1 pseudogene is annotated in these 1,102 nt (G+C 51.5%); it reads right to left on the minus strand.

What is annotated here, in order from left to right:
- Positions 1–22: 22 nt before the first annotated feature.
- A pseudogene (locus J8X26_RS27430) lies at positions 23–1,054 on the minus strand (IS630 family transposase).
- Positions 1,055–1,102 lie beyond the last annotated feature (48 nt).

The raw sequence follows: 1,102 nt of genomic DNA on the forward strand, positions 1-1,102 counted from the left end.
TAAATAGCTGCGCCTAATACCGCTACACTTTTGCCTGCCCATGTTTTGCTCCGGGGAATGGGCTGGCGGTTTCCATAAAATGGCGAACCTTTTTCAGCAACTGCCACATCGAGCGGCACTGATGGTTGCGGGTTATCGTGTCGTGCAGTGCCTGCCATAGCCGCTCAACGTGGTTTACCCATGGTGAGTAAACGGGCTGGTAAATGACCCTGAACTTTGGGTTTGCTTTCAGCCAGCATTGCGTTGTTCGACTTTTATGGATGATGTAGTTATCCACGATAAGCGTGATGGTTTTTGCCCGCCTGTACGTGGCTTTAAGGTGTTTCAGCAGGCTGATGAATAACGTCGAACTTTTACTACTTCCGCCCACGTAGCTGACTTTTCCTGTGCCACTATGCAGTGCCCCGGCAAGATAATATTTTTCATTCTGCCCCGGCGTGACGACCCGCTTTTGCTGACCGCGAAGTTGCCAGTCTGCGCCGATTTTTGGGTTGAGATGGATATCGACTTCATCCTCATAAAAGACCGGGTGTTCTGCGCTGCATTCGTTAAGCGCCTGATGGATTGCAGCCATCTTTTCGTCTTTATGCGGGTCACGGATACGCAACGTTGGCGCGGCCCTGCGCCATACCAGTCCGGCAGGGGGCAACCAGCGGCGCACCGTTCCGGCATGTCACTGACATCCGGTTATCTCATTGATTTTTATTGCCAGTAATTCGGTGCTCCAGCGTGAACGTTGATAACCAAAATCGCCGGGAGAATGCTTTATCAGTTCACGCAACAGGGTACAGATATGCTCAAAGGGCCAACGTCGGGAGCGTCCTGCGGGCAAGGATTTCAGGCCTTCAACACCTGATTGTGTAAACCAGTTAATCCAGAGTCCAACAGATGAACGGGCACAACAGAGTATTCTGGCAACATCGCTGACCCGTTCCCCCCGATGAAGCATCAACATAGCAGTGAGTCTGCGGGCATGATTTTTATCGCGGGTTTTATGGATAGCTTTCTGCATCATGCGGCGTTCGTCACGGGGAATGGGTGTTATGATCGGCATCGCTCAGTCCGGTTGGTGATTTGTGATGTTTGGCGATTGATCAGATCG

This window comes from Rahnella sp. ChDrAdgB13 (genome assembly GCF_017655185.1).
GTDB lineage: Bacteria > Pseudomonadota > Gammaproteobacteria > Enterobacterales > Enterobacteriaceae > Rahnella > Rahnella contaminans.